We start from the raw sequence: 21,086 nt of genomic DNA, 5'->3' as shown, positions 1-21,086 counted from the left end.
AGGAACTGAATATGTCTATTCAAATCCCACGCGGAACGCAAGATATTCTTCCAGGCACTGTTGAGTTATGGCAGTATATCGAAGGGCAAGCACGCGAAATTTGCCGTCGTTACAATTATAAAGAAATTCGTACACCAATTTTTGAACACACTGAGCTATTTTTACGCGGTGTTGGTGATACGACAGATATCGTACAAAAAGAAATGTACTCATTCCAAGATCGTGGAGAGCGTAGCTTAACATTACGTCCAGAAGGTACTGCACCTGTTGTACGTTCTTACGTTGAAAATAAAATGTTTGGTGATGCGACACAACCAACGAAATTATACTATATCGGTCAAATGTTCCGTTATGAAAGACCACAAGCAGGTCGCTATCGTCAATTCGTACAATTCGGTATCGAAGCAATCGGCAGTAATGACCCTGCAATTGATGCAGAAGTAATTGCACTTGCTGTTGAATTTTACCGCGGCATGGGCTTAAAAAATATTAAAGTTGTATTAAACAGTTTAGGTGACGCAGCGAGCCGTCAAGCACACCGTGATGCATTAATCGCACACTTTGAGCCACGTATCGGCGAATTCTGTTCTGACTGTCAATCTCGCTTAGAAAAGAACCCACTTCGAATTTTAGACTGTAAGAAAGACCGTAACCATGAATTAATGGGAACAGCACCATCTATTACAGAATACTTAAACGAAGATTCAGCAGTATACTATGACAAAGTTCAAGAACTATTAACGATGATGGATGTTCCATTTGAAAAAGATCCGAACTTAGTGCGTGGTTTAGACTACTATCAACACACTGTTTTTGAAATTATGAGTGAGGCAGAAGGTTTCGGTGCGATCACTACATTAAGCGGTGGTGGCCGTTATAACGGACTTGTACAAGAAATCGGTGGACCAGAAATGCCAGGTATCGGTTTTGCAATGAGTATTGAACGTTTAATTATGGCGCTAAAAGCTGAAAACATTGAATTACCACTTGAACATAGCATTGATTGTTACGTTGTAGCGCTTGGCGAAAAAGCGAAAGACCATGCTGCAAAAGTTGCGTTCGATCTTCGTAAAGCTGGATTGTCAGTTGAAAAAGATTATTTAGATCGCAAAATGAAAGCACAATTTAAATCAGCAGATCGTCTAAAGGCGAAATTTGTAGCTGTATTAGGAGAAGATGAGCTAGATAAAGGCATCATTAACTTAAAAGATATGGCAACAGGTGAACAAGAAGAAGTAGCGTTAGATGTATTTGCTTCATACGTAGCAGAGAAATTAATATAGGGGGAACTTACAGTGGCTGAAAGAACACATGCATGTGGAAAAGTAACAGTAGAAGCTGTTGGACAAACAGTTCAATTAAAAGGTTGGGTACAAAAACGCCGTGACTTAGGTGGATTAATCTTTATCGATTTACGTGACCGTACAGGTATCGTACAAGTTGTATTTAACCCAGAAACATCAAAAGAAGCGTTAGAAGTAGCAGAAACAATTCGTAGCGAATACGTATTACACGTAGAAGGTACAGTTGTTGAACGTGGTGAAGGCGCAATTAATGACAATATGGCAACTGGTCGTATTGAAGTACAAGCAACAAAAGTAAATGTACTAAATGCAGCGAAAACAACGCCAATTATCATTGCTGATGATACAGATGCATCAGAAGATGTGCGTTTAAAATATCGTTATTTAGACTTACGTCGCCCTGTGATGTTCAACACATTCAAAATGCGTCACGATGTAACAAAAACAATTCGTAACTTCTTAGATACAGAAGAGTTCTTAGAAGTAGAAACACCAATTTTAACGAAAAGCACGCCAGAAGGAGCTCGTGACTATTTAGTGCCAAGTCGTGTACATGATGGTGAATTCTATGCATTACCACAGTCACCACAGTTATTTAAACAGCTTCTTATGGTCGGCGGATTTGAGCGTTACTATCAAGTAGCACGTTGTTTCCGTGATGAAGATTTACGTGCGGATCGTCAACCAGAATTCACGCAAATCGATATCGAAGCTTCATTCTTAACACAAGATGAAATTTTAGATATGATGGAGCGTATGATGACGAAAGTTATGAAGGATGCAAAAGGTGTAGAAGTGAGTGCACCATTCCCTCGTATGAAATATGCTGATGCAATGGCTCGCTACGGTTCTGATAAGCCAGATACATGCTTTGAAATGGAACTAACAGACTTATCTGAGTTTGCAGCAGATTGTGGCTTTAAAGTGTTTACAAGTGCTGTAGAAAGCGGCGGACAAGTAAAAGCAATTAATGCAAAAGGTGCTGCAAGTAAATATTCTCGTAAAGACATCGATGCATTAACTGAATTCGTGAAAGTATACGGTGCAAAAGGTCTAGCTTGGCTTAAAGTTGAAGAAGACGGCCTAAAAGGACCGATTGCGAAATTCTTCGGTGAAGAAGATGCAAATGTGTTAATGAGCACATTAGAAGCTACTGCTGGCGACTTATTACTATTCGTAGCAGATAAGAAGAGCGTTGTTGCAGATAGCTTAGGCGCACTTCGTTTACGTCTAGGTAAAGAGCTTGAGTTAATTGATGAAAGTAAATTTAACTTCCTATGGGTAACTGATTGGCCACTACTTGAGTACGATGAAGATGCAGATCGTTACTTCGCAGCTCACCACCCATTCACAATGCCATTCCGTGAAGACGTTGAGTTACTAGAAACAGCACCAGAAAAAGCACGTGCACAAGCATATGACCTTGTATTAAACGGTTATGAGCTTGGTGGTGGATCACTTCGTATTTACGAGCGTGACGTACAAGAAAAAATGTTTAAAGCACTTGGATTCTCACAAGAAGAAGCGCAAGAGCAATTCGGATTCTTATTAGAAGCATTCGAATACGGTACACCACCACACGGCGGAATCGCATTAGGTTTAGATCGTCTTGTTATGTTACTTGCAGGCCGTACGAACCTTCGTGATACAATTGCATTCCCGAAAACAGCAAGCGCAAGCTGCTTATTAACAGAAGCTCCAAGCCCAGTTGCAGAAGCGCAGCTTGAAGAACTGAACTTAAAATTAAGCTTGAAAGAAGAGAAGTAAGAATAGGGTCTAGATGGTTATACTATAACCGTCTAGACTTTTTTTGAGAGGTTGTTTAAAAAGTCCGGTTTAGATAACTGTCGCATCTCATCGTTGCTTCGCCAGTCCGGTGCTCGAGTAGTGTTTCTACACTGCGCTCCTCCTGGCTTCAGCGCCTCGATCTGCTCGGTTCTCTAAATCCTTCTTTTTAAACCTGTATTGAAAGGAAGTTTAAAAAGTCTGGTTCAGATAACTGTCGCATCTCATCGTTGCTTCGCCAGTCCGGTGCTCGAGTAGTATTTCTACACTGCGCTCCTCCTGGCTTCAGCGCCTCGATCTGCTCGGTTCTCTAAATCCTCTTTTTTTAAACGTGTATTTAGGAAGAAATAAAATTCTGGTCTATGTTTTCATTCTCGAAATATGTATTTTTAGGAATTCTATAACTTTTTCTATACAAATAGTCGGAAAAACGCTAGAATACATGGTAGACCATTTTTGTAATAGGAGTGTAGAGCTGAATGTTACATCAATTTTCACGTAATGAATTAGCCTTCGGTAAAGAAGGACTTGAAATATTAAAAAATAGTACAGTCGGTATTTTAGGAATTGGCGGCGTAGGCTCTTTTGCAGCTGAAGCGTTAGCACGTTCTGGCGTTGGACGTCTTGTATTAGTTGATAAAGACGTTGTAGATATTACAAACGTAAACCGTCAAATTCACGCTTTAGTATCTACTGTAGGACGTTCAAAAGTAGAATTAATGAAAGAGCGTATCGCAGACATTAACCCAGAGTGTGAAGTAATTGGACTTGAAATGTTTTATACAGATGAAACATATGAAGAGTTCTTTAAGCACGGTTTAGATTTCGTAGTGGATGCATCTGATACGATTACGTTCAAAATCCATTTAATTAAACAATGTTTACGTCGTAAAATTAAAATTATCTCAAGTATGGGTGCAGCGAATAAAATGGATCCAACTCGTTTCCGTATTGCGGACATTTCTAAAACACATACAGATCCAATTGCGAAAGTCATTCGTACGAAGCTTCGTAAAGAGGGTATTAAAAAAGGTGTAAAAGTTGTCTTCTCTGACGAAAACCCAATCGTAATTCGTGAAGAGGTACGTAAAGAAATCGTACCAGACGAAAATGCAAAAATTCGTAAAGCGAAATTACCGCCTTCATCAAATGCATTCGTACCATCTGTGGCAGGCTTAATTATGGCAAGTCACGTTGTACGTGAACGCATTAAAAACGTAGAAGTGAAACGTGTAGGGCAAGAATAAAAGAAAAGCATATATCCATTTTGGATATATGCTTTTTTATATGTATTAAAGAAATATGAATATTTGCATCACTACTAGTTCAAATGTAAGTAAGGTTAGTAAGCAATAATCATATTTATCTGATTTATAGGCGGATGTCTTTTTTAGACTGTTAATGGTGAAAAGAGCTAAAGTTAGGACGAGAAGGCCAAGAGTTATTTTGAAGATTATTAATGAAATAGCAACCATTTCCCTTTAAAGGTATATGTTTATAATAACATTTTAGTAAAAAATATCCAATTCGTTTTAGGAGTTTCCTTGTATGACAAGGAGGAATGTTATTGTCAATCTTTGTCGTTAAATCGATATCCTTTATTGAATCGTTGATATATTGTAAGTTGTGATAGATATATTTGAAAAATCGTTGATATATTGCAAGTTGTGATAGATATATTTGAAAAATCGTTGATATATTGCAAGTTGTGATAGATATATTCGAAAAAACGTTAATATAATTTCATTTACCGATATCTATATATGGTTCACCGAAAACAAACAGGGATGTCACTCAGTTAAAAAAGTGACATCCCTGTTTTTAATTCTCTGCAGAATAAATAATATCTAAATTCCCATTTTGATCGGTTTTGAAAATCGGGGCAATATGCTCTTCTTGCTCTTCGACTGAAACAAGTTTTCGAGCACGATCCATAATTCGAACAAGCATCGCGTAATCTTCTTCGATTGCTTGTTGTTTTTTTGTGAGTACTGCTAATTTCGTTTCAAGTTCATGATTCGTTTTTTGCAGAGAGGTGAGTTGAGCTTGTAATACATCATTTTCAGTTTGCAACTTTGCAAGTGAAGGATTGTTATGTTCTAAATTTTGTAAAAATGAAATGACATTTTGCATTGTAAGATCTTGTTTACTTGGCGTAATATCTTCTGAAAAATCGGCGTCAATTACGAGTTGTTTCGTTTTCGTGAACCGATCTTTTTCTATATTAGCTTCAGAACGTTTTAATTCTTTACGTTGTTTTTTTGCAAGCTGCACCGCATCTTCGTAATTCGGTCTTACTTCAGCATTCCATCTAAAACCACAAGCTGCGGAAGTGCGGTTTAAAGCGTCGCCAACTTCATCAAACGCTTTTATTTGTGTACTTCCGCTGCGAATATGTCGCAAAACAGTTTCTGCTAAAAGGAGATCATCTTCTTTTGTCCATGCATCTTGACGTGTTTTCATAAGCGAAGCCTCCATAATGGTGACGTTTTCGTTTATGTTACCCTTTATTTTTCGTTTTATTCGAAGTTTGTAATCTTTCATAAACAGTAGAAAGTGCTTGCTCAAATTTTCCTGTCGTTTTCGGTTTATAATATTGCTTGCTTTTTATTTTATCAGGTAAGTATTGTTGCCTTACCCAGCCGTTTGGATGGTCGTGCGGATATAAATATCCAATGCCTCTTCCAAGTGATTCTGCGCCTTTGTAATGACTATCTTTTAAATGGCTTGGAATGTCACCTGTTTGACCGTTGCGTAAATCGTGTAATGCAGCATCAAGTGCTTTATAAGCTGAATTTGATTTTGGTGATAAGCATAGCTCGATAACGGCATTTGCAAGTGGGATGCGTGCTTCTGGGAATCCAACTCGTTCAGCTGATTCAATTGCAGCTAGTGTACGTGGTCCAGCTTGTGGGCTAGCAAGTCCAATATCTTCATAAGCCATAATAAGAAGGCGTCTGCCAATGCTTTGTAAATCACCTGCTTCAATAAGGCGTGCTAAATAATGGAGTGCTGCATTTACATCACTTCCGCGCACTGATTTTTGAAATGCTGATAATACATCATAATGAGCATCGCCGCCTTTGTCGTGGACGAAGCTCTTCTTTTGTAAGCATTCTTCTGCAATCTCGAGTGTGATTTCAGCCGCTTGATCGTCTGTAGTAAAGCTAGATAATACAGCAAGCTCAAGTGCGTTATAAGCGGAACGCATATCACCACCAGAGGCGTTTGCAAAGTGATGTAGTGCTTCATCTGTTACCGTTACTGCATATTCTCCAAGCCCTTTTTCTTTATCTTCTAAAGCTCTTTTTAACCCAATTAAAATATCTTCTTCTGTTAGTGCGTGTAATTCGAAAATTTGACACCTGCTTCGAATAGCGGAGTTTATTGCATGGAATGGATTACTTGTCGTAGCACCAATTAAAGTAAGAAGTCCGCTTTCTAAGTGAGGTAATAGAAAGTCTTGCTTTGCTTTATCTAGACGGTGAACTTCATCTAAAATTAAAACGAGGTGTCGATGCATCTTCGCTTCTTGTACGACAACTTCCATATCTTTTTTATTGTGAGTAACAGCGTTCAATAGACGAAACGGGGTACCGGTACTTCCTGCAATTGCACTGGCAATGGATGTTTTTCCTGTACCTGGAGGACCGTATAAAATCATAGATTGAAAATGATTGGCTTGGACCATTCGCCATAAAATCTTTCCTTCACCAACTAAATGTTGTTGCCCAATAATTTCTTGAATATTTGTAGGGCGCATTCGATGTGCGAGTGGTTGTTTCATTTGGACCGTCTCCCTTAATATATAATCTCGTTCTATCGTATCATTTTTTTCTACGGAATTTGAAATAGGATGCTGTTTTATGGGAAAAATGAAGGTTAATATTTTCATTTTTCTTTCAATTGTAATAATTTCCGAGTTTTTCAATGTGATTTTATGTTATCATTTTGATACACAAGTTGAAATTTCTTATAATACTATATTATGCTATAATTTCATAGGATTTTAAATTGTGTTCTTTTTATAAATAAGATATAACCAATAGAAGTGAAAATTTGAAAAGAGGTGCAAAATAGATGAAGATTTCAACAAAAGGCCGCTATGGCTTAACAATTATGATTGATCTTGCAAAAAAGTTTGGTGAAGGTCCGATTTCATTAAAATCAATTGCGCAGGCGCATGACTTATCCGAGCATTACTTAGAGCAATTAATTTCACCACTTCGTAACGCTCGTCTTGTAAAGAGTACGCGCGGGGCATACGGCGGATATGTATTATCTGATCAACCGGCTAACATTACAGCTGGGGATGTAATCCGTGTATTAGAGGGACCGATTAGTGTTGTAGAAATGATAGAAGAAGAAGAGCCAGCACAGCGCCAGTTATGGATGCGTGTTCGTGATGCGGTGCAAGAAGTGTTAGATAGTACAACGTTAGAAGATTTAGTACGTTATGAGGAAGAAAATCACGGGGGCTATATGTTTTACATTTAATTCCTTGTGAAACGATTTGGAAAGAAGGAGATTTAATGGAACGCATTTACTTAGATCATGCTGCGACATCTCCGACTCACCCAGAAGTGGTCGAAAAGATGATTCCATATATGACAGAAATATTCGGGAACCCGTCTAGTATTCACTTTTATGGACGTCAAACTCGCCATGCAGTAGATGAGGCGAGACGAGTGTGTGCACGCAGCATTCATGCGAATCCGAATGAAGTTATATTTACGAGCGGTGGTACAGAAGCTGATAATTTAGCGCTTATCGGTGTAGCACGTGCGAACCGTCATAAAGGTAACCACATAATAACGACGCAAATTGAACATCATGCGATTTTGCATACGTGCGAATTGTTAGAGCGTGAAGGGTTTGAAGTGACATATTTACCTGTCGATGAAACAGGGCTTATTCAAGTTTCTGACATACAAAAGGCATTAACAGAAGAGACGATTCTTGTATCTGTTATGTTTGGGAATAATGAAGTAGGGACAATGCAACCAATTGTGGAAATAGGAAAGTTGCTAAAAGATCATCAAGCTTATTTCCATACAGATGCGGTACAAGCTTACGGTTTAGTAGAAATTAATGTGAAAGAGTTTGGAATTGATTTATTATCAATTTCAGCTCATAAAATTAATGGGCCAAAAGGTGTAGGGTTCTTATACGCTGGTGCAAATGTGAAATTTGAACCGTTATTAATAGGCGGAGAGCAAGAAAGAAAACGCCGTGCTGGTACGGAAAATGTGCCTAGTATTGCTGGGCTTCAGCATGCAATTCTTATAGCTGAAAAAACTCGTGAGCAAAAAAATGCCCAATATGAAGAGTTTAAAGATATAATGGTATCTGTCTTCAAAAATGAAGGCATTACTTTCGAGGTAAACGGAAACTTAGAACATCGCTTACCGCATGTACTTAATGTAAGTTTTACAGGAATGAACATTGAACCATTTCTTGTGAACTTAGACCTTGCTGGCATTGCAGTATCAAGCGGTTCTGCTTGTACAGCTGGTTCGATTGATCCATCACATGTATTAGTAGCGATGTTTGGAAAAGACTCCGAATCAAATACGTTCATCCGTACGCTTTAGTTTTGGACTTGGAAATACGAAAGAGCAAATTGAAAAAGCGGCGTACGAAACAGTGAAAATCGTGAAGCGATTAACACAAAATTAGCATGGGAGGTGACATGATGAACAAACTACCTCACGAAACACGCGTTGTCATCGGAATGTCCGGTGGCGTCGATTCATCTGTAGCAGCACTTTTATTAAAAGAGCAAGGTTATGATGTAATCGGAATTTTTATGAAAAACTGGGATGATACAGATGAGAATGGTGTCTGCACAGCAACAGAAGATTACAATGATGTAATTGAAGTGTGTAACCAAATTGGTATTCCGTATTATGCAGTAAACTTTGAAAAACAATACTGGGATAAAGTATTTACGTACTTCTTAGATGAGTATCGAGCTGGTCGTACACCAAACCCAGATGTAATGTGTAATAAAGAAATTAAATTTAAAGCATTTTTAGAGCATGCAATTGCGCTTGGTGCAGATTATGTGGCAACAGGCCATTATGCACGCGTTGCTTATATGGACGGCGAATATAAAATGCTTCGCGGCGTTGATGACAATAAAGATCAAACATATTTCTTAAATCAATTAAGCCAAGAGCAATTATCAAAAACAATGTTCCCGTTAGGTGAATTAAAGAAACCGCAAATTCGTGAAATGGCGAAAGAAGCTGGCTTAGCGACAGCGGCGAAAAAAGATAGTACAGGTATTTGCTTCATTGGTGAGCGTAACTTTAAAGATTTCTTAAGTAACTACTTACCGGCACAACCAGGTGTAATGCAAACATTATCTGGTGAAGTGAAAGGGAAGCATGACGGTTTAATGTATTATACAATTGGACAACGTCATGGCCTTGGAATTGGTGGTAATGGTGATCCATGGTTTGCTGTTGGGAAAAATCTAAAAGAAAACATTTTATATGTTGATCAAGGATTCCATAACGAACTTCTATATGGTGATGAAGTTATTGCTACGAATGTAGGATGGGTAAGTAACAAAGAAAAAGAAACCGAATTTAAGTGCACGGCGAAATTCCGTTATCGTCAAGAAGACAATAAAGTAACGGTTCAAATCGTTGATGAAAATACAGTTCGTATTCTTTGTGATGAGCCAATTCGTGCAATTACACCAGGACAAGCAGTTGTTTTCTATGATGGAGATGAGTGCTTAGGCGGTGCTACAATTGATGAAGTATACCGTAGTGGTAAGAAATTGGATTATTTAGGATAAACGAGAAGCCTCTGCCGATTAGCGGTTAGAGGTTTCTTTTACATAAAGCGAATTTTCGTTCGCTTGGAAAATACATTCTTTGTTATAATTTGTTGTAGAGGTGAAGGACATGTCAAACAAACTTGAAACAGGTATTCAATATATGCAAGAAGGAAACTGGGAAGAAGCAGCTAAAAATTTTACAGAAGCAATCGAAGAAAATCCGAAAGATGCGCTTGGATACATTAATTTTGCAAATTTATTAGACGTATTAGGTGATAGCGAGCGAGCGATTTTATTTTATAAACGCGCACTAGAGTTAGATGATAAATCTGCAGCTGCCTATTATGGTTTAGGAAATGTATATTATGGCCAAGAGCAATTTACTGAGGCGAAAGCTGTATTTGAACAAGCAATGCAAGCTGGATTACAATCAGCTGATGTAACATTTATGTTAGGTATCACACATGTACAGCTTGGAAATGATCGTCTTGCACTACCATTCTTACAAAGAGCAACAGAATTAGATGAAAACGATGTAGAAGCTGTATTCCAGTGCGGACTTTGCTTCGCGCGATTAGAACATGTTCAAGAGGCGAAACCTTATTTTGAAAAGGTATTAGAAATGGATGAAGAGCATGCAGATGCGTATTACAATTTAGGTGTTGCGTACGTATTTGAGGAAAATAATGAGAAGGCTCTCGCTTTATTTAAGAAAGCAACTGAAATTCAGCCAGATCACTTTTTAGCGGGTAATGGCGTTCGTTTATTAGAGCAAGAAGCTGAATAAGATAAAAATATAGTTTAATGGGTAGTTATCCCTCATCTAAAAAGGTGGGGGATGTACTGCTCATTAAAGTGAAAATATCGGAAAGGAGAGGAAAGATGGGAAATCAACATGCAATGGATTTGTTTGAGGAAGAAAAAAAGTTTATAAAAGCGCAAGTTCTTCATACCATTTTCCACAACGAAGAAAACCTCTATTCCGTTGTCAGTATGAAAGTCATTGAAACGAATGAAACGTATGACGAAAAGAAAGTAATGATAAACGGTCATTTTCCCCGCATGCATGAAGATGAAGTGTTTACATTGACAGGTCATTTTAAGGACCATCCAAAGTATGGAAAACAATATATGGTTGAAACATTTAAAAAAGAATTGCCGCAAACAAAAGCAGGTATGGTGCAATATTTAGCGAGTGATTTATTTAAAGGGATAGGAAAACGTACAGCTGAAAAAATTGTGGACCATCTCGGAGAACATGCTATTTCTAAAATTATGGATGACCCTGAGGCGTTAAATGGTGTTGTTAATAAACAAAAGGCTCAGGAAATATATGAGACAATTGTTGAACATCAAGGATTAGAGAAAGTAATGAGCTTTTTAAATGGCTACGGTTTTGGAACGAAACTTTCTATTAAGATTTACCAGCAATATAAAGAGATGACATTAGAAGTGATTCGTAATAATCCGTATCAACTTATTGAAGAAGTGGACGGGATTGGTTTTGGAAGAGCGGATGATATAGGGCGTGCGTTAGGGATATCGGGTAATCATGACGACCGTGTACGAGCGGGATGTTTTTACACATTAGAGAATGTCTCATTACAACTTGGTCATGTTTATATGAGGAAAGATCAACTTGTAAGAGAAACGATGTCACTTTTAAACAATCAAGAAGGAAGAGTGACTGAGGAAGATATTATAGGTTGTATTGAAACGATGCAAAGTGAAGGGAAAGTCATCATAGAAGAAGAACGAGTGTATTTAGCGACGTTATTCTACTCTGAAAAAGGTGTTGTAAAGTCTATTCGCAGGCTTATGAATCAAGAAGAAACACCTTCATTTCCAGAAGCGGAAGTGTTAAAAACGTTAGGTGAAATTGAAGAACAACTGAACGTACAATATGCACCGTTTCAGCAAGAAGCAATTCAAACGGCACTTCATAAACCGATGATGTTATTGACAGGTGGACCAGGAACAGGGAAAACAACAGTTATTAAAGGGATTGTTGAAATGTATGCGTCACTTCACGGATTATCGTTAAATCCGAATGAATACAGTGATGATAATCCATTTCCAATACTATTAACAGCTCCAACAGGAAGAGCAGCGAAGCGGATGAGTGAATCGACAGGACTTCCAGCTTGCACAATTCACCGTTTACTTGGTTGGACGCCAGAAGGATCTTTCCAGCGTAATGAAACGGATCCTGTCCAAGGTAAGCTCCTTATTATCGATGAATTTTCAATGGTTGATATTTGGCTTGCAAATCAGCTATTTAAGTCGTTGCCGACGAATATTCAAGTTATCGTTGTAGGTGATGAAGATCAGTTGCCATCTGTAGGACCTGGACAAGTATTAAAAGATTTATTAAATGCAGGCGCAGTTCCGACAGTGAAGCTTACTGAAATTTATCGTCAAGCGGAAGGCTCATCAGTGATTCAACTTGCCCATGCGATAAAAAATGGAACTCTACCACCAGATTTAGCGCAAAACAAAAAAGATCGTTCGTTTATCAGCTGTACAGGGGCTCAAATTGTTGAGGTTGTGAAAAAAGTTTGCGAAAATGCTAAAACAAAAGGCTTTAGTGCAAGGGATGTTCAAGTATTAGCACCGATGTACCGCGGGCCTGCTGGTATTAATGTATTAAACGAAGCGCTGCAACAAGTATTTAATCCGAAGAGGGAAAAGAGTAAAGAAATCCAGTACGGTGATGTTGTGTACCGAAGAGGTGATAAAGTACTGCAACTCGTGAATCAGCCGGAGAGCCAAGTGTTTAATGGTGATATTGGGGAAATTGTTTCGGTGTTTTATGCAAAAGAAAACGTTGAGCAACAAGATATGATTATCGTTTCATTTGATGGAATTGAGGTAACGTATACGAAGCCCGATTTAAATCAAATTACGCATGCATATTGTTGTTCCATTCATAAATCACAAGGTAGTGAATTTCCGATTGTTATTATGCCAATCGTGAAAAGTTACAACCGTATGTTACGTCGTAATTTAATTTACACGGGTATTACAAGAAGTAAGAAGTTCCTTATTATTTGCGGGGAGGAAGCAGCTTTCCAATCTGGTGTAAATCGCCTTGATGATGCAATGCGTCAAACAACTTTAGCTAGTCGCTTGCAAGAATCACAAGGAGAAGTACAGATGGTCACAGTTAATGGCGAGGAAATGGACGTGGAAAACATTTCACCGTATGATTTCATGTAACAAGGTGAAATTATATAGTGAAACTTTCAAACGCATAGCGTTGAAAGGCTCCAGTAATGTATAAATGAATGCAGTTTGGACATAATGGCGAATAGAATCTGGGAGACTGTAAGGAGATGAAAGCCATATGTTCATTTGTCCAAATTGCAAAGGGAAAGACATTGGAAAAATAGGTGTCAACCAATTTTATTGCTGGAATTGTTATATCGAATTATCGGTTTCAAAGGGGAAAATCCATACACATCAAGTTGAGGAAGACGGTTCATTAAGCTCTCTTGATGATTTATTTGATGAGAATGAAAGAACGATCGGATAACGAAAAGGGGGATTTACTTTGAATCTACGCAATTCATTAATCGCATTAGGTGTTGGAGCTGCAGCATATCAATATGCTCGTAAACAAGATGTATTTTCAAAACGCAATATGAAAAAAGCACGTAAGATGATTAAGTCTTACTTATAATCATTTCGATAATTGAAAAACTCCCTTGTAGACAAGGGAGTTTTTTTATGCACCCATATGCAAATAAAAAAGTCCGATCTCTGAGAAAAGATAAGATAGACCGTAGCAGCCAACGCCAAGTATTCCATACTGCCATAATTGCTTCGCTTTTTCTTTACGTGAGGAATGAATAAAGAACCCCTTCCAAATACCGAACCCGATACAAATCCATTCAAGAATCATAAAAATTGCTGATAATCCAAGCATAAACAAAACCATAATTAGCCCTCCTGATTATATTAATTCATGCTGTATTCTCAGGGGTGGTTGTCCTTGTTATGTTATTTATATGTACGTCTTTAAAAAACAGTATGGTCCGTATGAAAAGATTTTAAAAGTTTCGCACATAACCTACCCCATTTATTTTCAAAATAAAGGTGGAGGAGGTTTTTCATGTGAAGAATCTTAAAATCATTTGGATATATCGTTTAGGATTATTGTTACTTGTTTTTCTTTGTCTGCTCGTCTTTTTAAAAATTAAGCCGCTATGGGCACCGATTATTTTTGTATTTAAAGTAGCAATCACGCCGTTTCTTATCGCGTGTTTTATTGCGTATTTATTGCACCCTTTAATTGAAAAAATTCATAAGGAAGGGATGCCCCGTACACTTGCCATTTTGCTCATTTATATCCTTTTCTTTGGCGGAATTGGTTATGGGATTTATAAAGGAACACCAGTCGTTATTAAACAGTTACAAGAGATTAATGAACAATTTCCCCAGTTTACAAAGATGTACGATTCGTGGATGGATGGCGTTACAGAACAAACAGCGAATTTCCCTTCGTTCATTCATGAAAAGGTGAAACAACTTTTTGTGGGTGTGGAAACGAAGATTCAAGCGCTTTTAAATAAAGTGATGAGTACAGCTCGTGGTGTACTCGATTCATTGCTCATTATTTTCTTAATACCGTTCATTGTATTTTACATATTAAAAGATTATGGTGAGTTTTATCATATCTTTTGGAAACTAGTCCCAAGTAAATGGCGAGGTACGGGGCAAATGCTTGCGAAAGAAATTGATAAGTCACTTGGAAGCTATATTCGAGGACAGTTATTTGTTTGTTTAGTATTAGGGGGAGTATCAGCTCTTTCTTTTTGGTTTATCGGTATGAAATATCCATTATTGCTTGGCATTATTATTGGGGTAACGGATATAATCCCATACTTCGGTCCTATTTTAGGAGCGATCCCGACGTTAATGATTGCAGCAACAGTATCAACGAGTTTACTTATTAAGGCGGGGATCACGATTGCGATTTTGCAATTTGTGGAGAGTAACATTTTATCGCCTTACATCGTTGGTAAGTCACTTCGTATGCATCCCGTTATTATTATGCTTGCCTTACTAGTTGGGGGAGAGGTAGCTGGGATTGTAGGATTGCTAATATCGGTTCCGATTTTAGCAGTTATTCGCACTGTCATTGTTCATGTGAGACCGCTCTTGAAAAAAGAAGATGTGTAAGTATAGAAGCCCTCTATGTAAGAAATAGAGGGCTAATCATATATTTATTTAGAAAGTTGCTCGTGTATTTTTTGAATGAGGGAGCTCACATCATTTGTTTGAATATGTTTTATTTTTTTCCATTCGTTATCATACATAAATATAATTTGATTGTTGAAAAGACGCTTTTGTTCTTTTAGATTAGAAATTTTTGCGAAAGAGTACTCTTCAAATATTGGATTCTTACTTACATCTGGCCCATAAAAGAATAGTCTTTTGTTCGTTAAAATTAGCAATCCTGGCCTTGCGACGGAACGATAAATAAATATGTCTAATGAACATGCTGCGTAAAATAATATCGTTTCGTCAGTCGCTAATATGTTTTTAGCTTTGCTAAGTAAGGTTGTCATTGTGATCGCTCCTTTATTTTATTAACAATAATTTAATTATAGCAAAAAAAGTAATATTTAGAAATTTTTATAAATCATTCTTATAAGGAGATTCCGATTTGTTAATAAACGCATAATATATGAAAAGGCTGTTAAGAATGAATAGTAGAATACCTATGATTAATAAGCAATTAATACAATATAAATGATTATCTACATTGACAAACTTAAGAGAATTCTATTATATTTAGTCATATAATACATTAAATCAATGACGGAACAAGTACGTTACAGTCCATTTATAGAGAGAAGCTTCCATATGGCTGAAAGAAGCTTTAAATGAAGGGTAACAGAAAGCTAATCCTGAGAGCAGCTAATCACTGCCGTCTTGCCACGTTACGGCACCATGAGGTGATGAATTGATTGTTATTGTAATCAATTCATAATTAGGGTGGTATCGCGAGTTAACTCTCGTCCCTTTTATAGGGACGGGAGTTTTTTATATTTAAGGAGGAAAATACAATGAAACAACTAACAGGCGCACAAATTCGTCAAATGTTTTTAGACTTTTTCCAAGAAAAAGGACATGCAGTAGAACCTAGTGCATCACTAGTTCCACATGAAGATCCATCTCTTCTATGGATTAATAGTGGTGTAGCTACATTAAAAAAATATTTTGATGGACGTGTAATCCCACAAAATCCACGTATTACAAATGCTCAAAAATCAATTCGTACAAACGATATTGAAAACGTAGGGAAAACAGCTCGTCACCATACATTCTTTGAAATGTTAGGAAACTTCTCAATTGGTGATTACTTCAAAGAAGAAGCAATTACATGGGCTTGGGAATTCTTAACGAGCGACAAATGGATCGGATTCGATAAAGAATTACTATCAGTTACAATCCATCCAGAAGATGAAGAAGCATTCACAATTTGGAATGAGAAAATGGGCGTTCCAAAAGAGCGTATTATCCGCTTAGAAGAAAACTTCTGGGATATCGGTGAAGGGCCAAGTGGACCGAATACAGAGATTTTCTATGACCGCGGAGAAGCTTACGGTAATGACTTTAGTGACCCAGAATTATATCCAGGCGGAGAAAACGAGCGTTACTTAGAAGTATGGAACCTTGTATTCTCTCAATTTAACCATAATCCAGACGGTTCATATACACCACTTCCTAAGAAAAACATTGATACAGGGATGGGTCTAGAGCGTATGACATCTATCGTTCAAGATGTACCTACGAACTTTGATACAGACCTATTCATGCCGATGATTGGTGCAACAGAAACAATTTCTGGTGAAAAATATCGTAATGGCGATTTAGAAAAAGATATGGCATTCAAAGTAATTGCTGACCATATCCGTACAGTAACATTCGCTGTTGGTGACGGTGCTCTTCCATCTAACGAAGGCCGTGGTTATGTATTACGTCGTTTATTACGCCGCGCTGTTCGTTATTCGAAGAAATTAAACATCAACCGTCCATTTATGTTTGAATTAGTACCGGTTGTTGGAGAAGTAATGAAAGACTTCTATCCAGAAGTACTTGAAAAGAAAGATTTCATTGCGAAAGTTGTGAAGAACGAAGAAGAGCGTTTCCATGAAACACTTCATGATGGTGAAGCGATTTTAGCTGAAGTAATTGCAAAAGCAAAAGAAGAAAAAACAACTGTTATTTCTGGAGTAGATGCGTTCCGTCTATATGACACATACGGTTTCCCAATTGAATTAACAGAAGAATATGCAGAAGAAGCTGGCATGACAGTTGATCATGAAGGTTTTGAAAATGAAATGGAAAAACAACGTGAGCGTGCACGTGCTGCTCGTCAAGACGTTGATTCTATGCAAGTTCAAGGTGGTGTCCTTGGAGAAATTAAAGTAGCGAGCGAATTCGTTGGTTACGGTACAGTTGCAACAGAAAGTAACGTTGTTGCACTTGTGAAAAACGGCGAATACACAGACAGCTTACAAGCTGGTGAAGAAGGACAGTTAATTCTTGATGTAACACCATTCTATGCTGAGAGTGGTGGACAAATTGCAGACCGTGGTTACCTTCTTGCAGATGGTGTGAAAGTTCTTGTAAAAGACGTACAAAAAGCACCAAACGGCCAAAACTTGCATAAAGTTGTTGTTGAAGAAGGTACATTAACGAAAGATGCGGCTGTAAAAGCTATTATCGATACGAAAAACCGTAGTAGCGTTGTAAAAAATCATACAGCAACTCACTTACTACACCAAGCATTAAAAGACGTACTTGGAACACACGTTAACCAAGCAGGTTCTCTTGTAACTTCTGAACGTCTACGTTTTGACTTCTCTCATTTCGGTCAAGTACAAGCTGACGAATTAGAAAAAATTGAGCGTATGGTAAACGAAAAAATTTGGGAAAGTATTGATGTTGAGATTTCTCAAAAAGCAATCGAAGAAGCGAAAGAAATGGGCGCAATGGCATTATTCGGTGAAAAATACGGAGATGTTGTACGCGTTGTACAAGTTGGCGATTACAGCTTAGAGCTTTGTGGTGGTTGTCACGTTGATAATACAGCTTCTATCGGTATTTTCAAAATCGTTGCTGAGTCTGGTATTGGTGCAGGAACTCGTCGTATTGAAGCAGTAACTGGTAAGTCTGCATACGAATTAATGAACGATCAAGTAGGTTTATTAAAAGAAGCAGCAGGAAAAATGAAAACAAATCCGAAAGATATTTTAACAAGAGTTGATGGTCTATTTGCTGAAGTGAAACAACTGCAAAAAGAAAATGAATCTCTTGCTGCGAAATTAAGCAATATCGAAGCTGGAAACTTAACTGATTCTGTAATGACAGTTGATGGTGTGAATGTATTAGCAGCGAAAGTAAATGTTGCAGATATGAACAACTTACGTACGATGATGGATGATCTGAAAAATAAATTAGAATCAGCAGTTGTTGTATTAGCGTCTGTTAATGACGATAAAGTAAACATCCTAGCAGGTGTAACGAAAGACTTAATTAGCCAAGGTTACCATGCTGGTAAACTTGTGAAAGAAGTAGCTTCTCGTTGCGGCGGTGGCGGTGGTGGCCGTCCTGATATGGCACAAGCAGGCGGTAAAAACCCAGCTCAAGTCGAAGAAGCTTTAGCATTTGTACAAGAGTACGTTAAATCTGTTTCAAAATAAAGAGATAGTAGTGTACAATGGTAGGGAGAGGAGAAGTTCTTCTCCCTATACTTACTATATAAGTGAGGTGCTTGAAATGGACGGTTTTGATAAAACAATGAAGTTTAGCATTCAAGATGAAAAACAGAGTGTCCATGTAAATGATGTACTTTTAACTGTGTATGATGCACTTCAAGAAAAAGGCTATAATCCGATTAACCAAATCGTCGGTTATTTATTAAGTGGAGACCCAGCATACATACCTCGCCATAAAGATGCACGTAGCATCATTCGCAAGCTTGAACGTGATGAGTTAATTGAAGAGCTTGTGAAGTCTTACTTGAAACATCATCGTGAGGAGTAGTTTATGCGGATATTAGGTTTAGATGTAGGTACAAAAACAGTCGGAGTTGCAATTAGCGACGAAATGGGCTGGACAGCACAAGGATTAGAAACAATTAAGATTAACGAAGAACGAGGTCACTTTGGTTTTGATCGTATTTCTGAGTTAGTAAAGCAGTACAATGTGGACAAAATAGTAGTAGGTTTACCTAAAAATATGAATGGTACAATTGGCCCACGTGGCGAAGCGTGCCAACAATTTGCAGAAAACCTACGAGAGCTGTTACAATTAGACGTTGTAATGTGGGACGAGCGTTTGTCAACAATGGCAGCGGAACGTCTACTCATTTCAGCTGATGTAAGTCGTAAGAAGCGAAAACAAGTAATCGATAAGATGGCTGCAGTCGTAATCTTACAAGGATTTTTAGATAGAAAATAAGAGGTGACCAAAATGGAAGAACGTCAAATTACAATTGTAGACGAAAAAGGTAACGAACATTTATGTGAAATTATTTTCACTTTTGATGCTGACAAATTTGGTAAAAAATCATACGTAATCTTCTCTCCAATCGGTGAAGTAGATGAAGATGGAGACCCAATTTATGATGCAATGGCTTATGAGCAAAATGAAGAAGAGGGCGGAGTTTTACTTCCAATCGAATCAGAAGAAGAGTGGGAAATGGTACAAGAAACGTTTAACACTATTGCTGATGAGCAAGAAGCTGAATAATAAGTACTGAAAAGATGGACGACATACAGTCCATCTTTTTTTGTATTTATATGTAAAATGAAAGATTTTTTGTCGAAACTGTGTAAGTCTTTGTAGTATAATGAGACGGATTGTAGAAAAATAAAGTGTCAATTAAAAAAGATAAGTGAATTTGTTGCGTTTTTACATCGTGCTGTATAGAAAGGTGTACATACGGTCTACAATTAAGTAAGGAGGAAATGTTTTGATAGAGAATCAAGTGAAAAAGAAGCGTAGACGCATCTTTTTATTTTCGATTATTGCACTGCTTTTAGTTTGTGGTTCAGTCTATGCGTATATTTCATCCGCATTAGGACCAGTTGATAGCGGGAATAAAAAAGAGATTGAAGTAGAAATTCCGAAAGGATCATCTACAAGTAAAATTGGAGAAATTTTAGAAGAAAAAGGCGCTGTAAAAAACGGTACAGTTTTTAGTTTTTATACAAAGGCTAAATCGAAAAGTTTACAAGCAGGTACATATTTATTAAATCCTTCAATGAATGCTGAAGATGTGATCGAACAAATGTCAGCTGGCAACGTGCATCGTCCAGCTCTTTATAAAGTGACGATTAAAGAAGGGGCGCAAGTAACTGAAATTGCAGAAACGATTGCGACAGAACTAAAGTGGAATAAAGATGATGTTACGCGTCAATTAAACGATAAAGCATTTATTCAAAAAATGCAGCAAAAGTATCCGAAGTTATTAACGGATAAAATCTTTGATAGTAATATTAAATACCCATTAGAAGGTTATTTATATCCTGCAACGTATTCGTTTTATAAGAAAGATACAACGTTAGAAGAAATTGTAATTCCAATGCTTGAGAAAACAAATGCAATCATTGTTCAAAATGAGGCGAAAATGAAAGCGAAGAATTGGGATGTTCATCAGCTTTTAACATTATCTTCACTTATTGAAGAAGAGGCAACTGGTTTTACAGATCGTCAAAAGATCTCTAGTGTCTTTTATAATCGTTTAGCAAAAGGTATGCCGCTTCAAACGGATCCAACGGTATTATATGCACTTGGAAAGCATAAACAACGTGTATTATACGAAGATTTAAAGGTCAACTCACCGTACAATACGTATGTTGTAAAAGGATTGCCGGTAGGGCCAATTGCAAACTCTGGTAAACATTCAGTAGAAGCTGCGTTAGAACCTGCGCAAACAGATTATTATTATTTCTTAGCTGCACCAAGTGGTGAAGTGTACTATGCGAAAACATTAGAAGAGCATAATGCATTAAAGCAAAAATACATTACGAAAAAAACAGTGAAATGGGGAGGGATAGCGAAAAAAGTCGCACATCCCTCTTTTTTGTGGTAAAATATATCGGGTTAAAAACTGGCAGAAGAATCGTTTTTAATATCAAAACGGGACGTACAAGCTAAGGATAAAGCTGGCTTGTATTTTTATT

The 21,086-nt window shown here is 37.5% G+C and carries 19 protein-coding genes, 1 pseudogene and 1 other annotated feature; of the genes and pseudogenes, 16 read left to right on the top strand and 4 right to left on the bottom strand.

Annotated features, from left to right (window positions below; all coding sequences use genetic code 11):
• Positions 1 to 11 precede the first annotated feature (11 nt).
• The 3 genes from hisS (at position 12) to BC_RS21970 (ending at position 4,336) form a co-directional block, all read left to right on the top strand.
• Positions 12 to 1,283 carry a histidine--tRNA ligase gene (gene hisS / locus BC_RS21980; RefSeq protein ID WP_000027084.1) on the top strand — a complete coding sequence of 424 codons (1,272 nt, stop codon included), beginning with the start codon at positions 12 to 14 and terminating at the stop codon, positions 1,281 to 1,283.
• 12 nt (positions 1,284 to 1,295) lie between these two features.
• Positions 1,296 to 3,071 carry an aspartate--tRNA ligase gene (gene aspS / locus BC_RS21975; protein WP_000840888.1) on the top strand — a complete coding sequence of 592 codons (1,776 nt, stop codon included), beginning with the start codon at positions 1,296 to 1,298 and terminating at the stop codon, positions 3,069 to 3,071.
• A gap of 497 nt (positions 3,072 to 3,568) precedes the next feature.
• Positions 3,569 to 4,336 carry a tRNA threonylcarbamoyladenosine dehydratase gene (locus BC_RS21970; RefSeq protein WP_000903177.1) on the top strand — a complete coding sequence of 256 codons (768 nt, stop codon included), beginning with the start codon at positions 3,569 to 3,571 and terminating at the stop codon, positions 4,334 to 4,336.
• A 574-nt stretch (positions 4,337 to 4,910) separates the two neighbouring features.
• On the opposite strand, the gene BC_RS21965 is transcribed toward BC_RS21970, so the two are convergent.
• Together BC_RS21965 and BC_RS21960 are read right to left on the bottom strand one after the other, a co-directional pair.
• The gene (locus tag BC_RS21965; protein WP_000857708.1) at positions 4,911 to 5,552 is read right to left on the bottom strand and encodes an RsfA family transcriptional regulator; all 642 of its coding nucleotides are present in this window, start codon (positions 5,550 to 5,552) and stop codon (positions 4,911 to 4,913) included.
• Between the two features lie 37 nt (positions 5,553 to 5,589).
• On the bottom strand, positions 5,590 to 6,876 hold the full coding sequence (locus BC_RS21960) for a replication-associated recombination protein A (protein WP_000812943.1): 1,287 nt from the start codon (positions 6,874 to 6,876) through the stop codon (positions 5,590 to 5,592).
• Positions 6,877 to 7,169: 293 nt separating this feature from the next.
• Here BC_RS21960 and cymR point away from each other — a divergent pair, with 293 nt between their 5' ends.
• The 7 genes and pseudogenes from cymR to BC_RS21925 all read left to right on the top strand — a co-directional run bounded on the left by cymR (position 7,170) and on the right by BC_RS21925 (position 13,564).
• Complete coding sequence (cymR, locus tag BC_RS21955) at positions 7,170 to 7,586, top strand: cysteine metabolism transcriptional regulator CymR (protein ID WP_000704116.1); 417 nt, start codon at positions 7,170 to 7,172, stop codon at positions 7,584 to 7,586.
• A gap of 35 nt (positions 7,587 to 7,621) precedes the next feature.
• Positions 7,622 to 8,768: pseudogene (locus BC_RS21950) on the top strand (cysteine desulfurase family protein).
• Positions 8,769 to 8,784: 16 nt separating this feature from the next.
• Entirely contained in the window at positions 8,785 to 9,900 is a 1,116-nt protein-coding gene (mnmA, locus tag BC_RS21945; RefSeq protein WP_001038010.1) for a tRNA 2-thiouridine(34) synthase MnmA, read from the top strand.
• A gap of 109 nt (positions 9,901 to 10,009) precedes the next feature.
• Positions 10,010 to 10,669: a tetratricopeptide repeat protein gene (locus BC_RS21940; RefSeq protein WP_000066409.1), complete on the top strand. Its 660-nt coding sequence runs from the start codon at positions 10,010 to 10,012 to the stop codon at positions 10,667 to 10,669.
• Positions 10,670 to 10,764: 95 nt separating this feature from the next.
• Positions 10,765 to 13,101: an SF1B family DNA helicase RecD2 gene (gene recD2, locus BC_RS21935; RefSeq protein WP_000528083.1), complete on the top strand. Its 2,337-nt coding sequence runs from the start codon at positions 10,765 to 10,767 to the stop codon at positions 13,099 to 13,101.
• A 127-nt stretch (positions 13,102 to 13,228) separates the two neighbouring features.
• Positions 13,229 to 13,417, top strand: a complete 189-nt coding sequence (locus tag BC_RS21930) for a hypothetical protein (protein WP_000469281.1) — start codon at positions 13,229 to 13,231, stop codon at positions 13,415 to 13,417.
• Positions 13,418 to 13,435: 18 nt separating this feature from the next.
• Positions 13,436 to 13,564, top strand: a complete 129-nt coding sequence (locus BC_RS21925) for a YrzQ family protein (protein ID WP_001053553.1) — start codon at positions 13,436 to 13,438, stop codon at positions 13,562 to 13,564.
• Between the two features lie 45 nt (positions 13,565 to 13,609).
• Here BC_RS21925 and BC_RS21920 read toward each other — a convergent pair whose 3' ends face one another.
• Positions 13,610 to 13,822, bottom strand: a complete 213-nt coding sequence (locus BC_RS21920) for a hypothetical protein (protein WP_000242533.1) — start codon at positions 13,820 to 13,822, stop codon at positions 13,610 to 13,612.
• Between the two features lie 176 nt (positions 13,823 to 13,998).
• Here BC_RS21920 and BC_RS21915 point away from each other — a divergent pair, with 176 nt between their 5' ends.
• Positions 13,999 to 15,066 carry an AI-2E family transporter gene (locus BC_RS21915; RefSeq protein ID WP_000793128.1) on the top strand — a complete coding sequence of 356 codons (1,068 nt, stop codon included), beginning with the start codon at positions 13,999 to 14,001 and terminating at the stop codon, positions 15,064 to 15,066.
• Between the two features lie 44 nt (positions 15,067 to 15,110).
• Here the strand turns inward: BC_RS21915 and BC_RS21910 are convergent, their stop codons facing one another.
• Positions 15,111 to 15,455, bottom strand: coding sequence for a PH domain-containing protein (locus BC_RS21910; protein ID WP_000209577.1), 345 nt, complete (start codon positions 15,453 to 15,455; stop codon positions 15,111 to 15,113).
• Positions 15,456 to 15,696: 241 nt separating this feature from the next.
• Positions 15,697 to 15,916 (top strand) — a binding site (T-box leader).
• Between the two features lie 40 nt (positions 15,917 to 15,956).
• Between BC_RS21910 and alaS the strand changes: the two genes are divergently transcribed.
• The 5 genes from alaS to mltG all read left to right on the top strand — a co-directional run bounded on the left by alaS (position 15,957) and on the right by mltG (position 20,995).
• Positions 15,957 to 18,599, top strand: a complete 2,643-nt coding sequence (gene alaS, locus BC_RS21905) for an alanine--tRNA ligase (RefSeq protein WP_000811825.1) — start codon at positions 15,957 to 15,959, stop codon at positions 18,597 to 18,599.
• A gap of 76 nt (positions 18,600 to 18,675) precedes the next feature.
• Complete coding sequence (locus BC_RS21900) at positions 18,676 to 18,942, top strand: IreB family regulatory phosphoprotein (RefSeq protein ID WP_000348590.1); 267 nt, start codon at positions 18,676 to 18,678, stop codon at positions 18,940 to 18,942.
• A gap of 3 nt (positions 18,943 to 18,945) precedes the next feature.
• Positions 18,946 to 19,359, top strand: a complete 414-nt coding sequence (ruvX, locus tag BC_RS21895; protein WP_001221192.1) for a Holliday junction resolvase RuvX — start codon at positions 18,946 to 18,948, stop codon at positions 19,357 to 19,359.
• A 12-nt stretch (positions 19,360 to 19,371) separates the two neighbouring features.
• Positions 19,372 to 19,650: a DUF1292 domain-containing protein gene (locus tag BC_RS21890; protein ID WP_000392730.1), complete on the top strand. Its 279-nt coding sequence runs from the start codon at positions 19,372 to 19,374 to the stop codon at positions 19,648 to 19,650.
• Positions 19,651 to 19,873: 223 nt separating this feature from the next.
• Complete coding sequence (gene mltG, locus BC_RS21885; RefSeq protein WP_000572132.1) at positions 19,874 to 20,995, top strand: endolytic transglycosylase MltG; 1,122 nt, start codon at positions 19,874 to 19,876, stop codon at positions 20,993 to 20,995.
• Positions 20,996 to 21,086: the final 91 nt, after the last annotated feature.

It is taken from the genome of Bacillus cereus ATCC 14579 (assembly GCF_000007825.1).
Lineage (GTDB): Bacteria > Bacillota > Bacilli > Bacillales > Bacillaceae_G > Bacillus_A > Bacillus_A cereus.
This window is presented reverse-complemented; position numbering and strand designations above follow the sequence as displayed.

Excerpts from the sequence above, each read along its gene's own strand:
- BC_RS21970 (WP_000903177.1), top strand. The coding sequence starts at position 3,569 with ATGTTACATCAATTTTCACGTAATGAATTAGCCTTCGGTAAAGAAGGA.
- BC_RS21900 (WP_000348590.1), top strand. The coding sequence starts at position 18,676 with ATGGACGGTTTTGATAAAACAATGAAGTTTAGCATTCAAGATGAAAAA.
- BC_RS21940 (WP_000066409.1), top strand. The coding sequence starts at position 10,010 with ATGTCAAACAAACTTGAAACAGGTATTCAATATATGCAAGAAGGAAAC.
- recD2 (WP_000528083.1), top strand. The coding sequence starts at position 10,765 with ATGGGAAATCAACATGCAATGGATTTGTTTGAGGAAGAAAAAAAGTTT.
- BC_RS21920 (WP_000242533.1), bottom strand. The coding sequence starts at position 13,822 with ATGGTTTTGTTTATGCTTGGATTATCAGCAATTTTTATGATTCTTGAA.
- BC_RS21910 (WP_000209577.1), bottom strand. The coding sequence starts at position 15,455 with ATGACAACCTTACTTAGCAAAGCTAAAAACATATTAGCGACTGACGAA.
- BC_RS21890 (WP_000392730.1), top strand. The coding sequence starts at position 19,372 with ATGGAAGAACGTCAAATTACAATTGTAGACGAAAAAGGTAACGAACAT.
- cymR (WP_000704116.1), top strand. The coding sequence starts at position 7,170 with ATGAAGATTTCAACAAAAGGCCGCTATGGCTTAACAATTATGATTGAT.
- mnmA (WP_001038010.1), top strand. The coding sequence starts at position 8,785 with ATGAACAAACTACCTCACGAAACACGCGTTGTCATCGGAATGTCCGGT.
- BC_RS21960 (WP_000812943.1), bottom strand. The coding sequence starts at position 6,876 with ATGAAACAACCACTCGCACATCGAATGCGCCCTACAAATATTCAAGAA.
- ruvX (WP_001221192.1), top strand. The coding sequence starts at position 18,946 with ATGCGGATATTAGGTTTAGATGTAGGTACAAAAACAGTCGGAGTTGCA.
- hisS (WP_000027084.1), top strand. The coding sequence starts at position 12 with ATGTCTATTCAAATCCCACGCGGAACGCAAGATATTCTTCCAGGCACT.
- BC_RS21930 (WP_000469281.1), top strand. The coding sequence starts at position 13,229 with ATGTTCATTTGTCCAAATTGCAAAGGGAAAGACATTGGAAAAATAGGT.
- BC_RS21965 (WP_000857708.1), bottom strand. The coding sequence starts at position 5,552 with ATGAAAACACGTCAAGATGCATGGACAAAAGAAGATGATCTCCTTTTA.
- alaS (WP_000811825.1), top strand. The coding sequence starts at position 15,957 with ATGAAACAACTAACAGGCGCACAAATTCGTCAAATGTTTTTAGACTTT.